Raw genomic sequence first — 275 nt, 5'->3', positions numbered from 1 at the left:
GCGATGCACAGCTCGATGATACGGTCGATCTGGTCGATGTTGTGCCGATGGGTGACGAAATTCAGCACCATCGGATAGCCGTGGGCTTTCACCGCCCGGGCCATTGCCAGCTTTTGCGCGAAGGCCTTTTTCGAACCGGCCAGCAGGTTGTTCACCTGTTCGTCGCTGGCCTGGAAACTGATCTGGATGTGATCGAGACCGGCCTTCTTGAAGTCGCTGATTTTCTGCTCGGTCAGGCCGATGCCGGAGGTGATCAGGTTGGTGTAGAAACCCAG

At 57.1% G+C, this 275-nt stretch carries 1 protein-coding gene; it reads right to left on the bottom strand.

The window, feature by feature from the left end; all coding sequences use genetic code 11:
* The coding region (locus ACCD00_RS30840) for a radical SAM protein (protein ID WP_413428948.1) at positions 1–275 on the bottom strand (275 nt) is incomplete at both ends.

Origin of the sequence: Pseudomonas sp. Pseusp3 (genome assembly GCF_047304225.1) — a bacterium.
In the GTDB taxonomy this organism is placed as follows: Bacteria; Pseudomonadota; Gammaproteobacteria; order Pseudomonadales; family Pseudomonadaceae; genus Aquipseudomonas; species Aquipseudomonas fluorescens_CD.
This window is presented reverse-complemented; position numbering and strand designations above follow the sequence as displayed.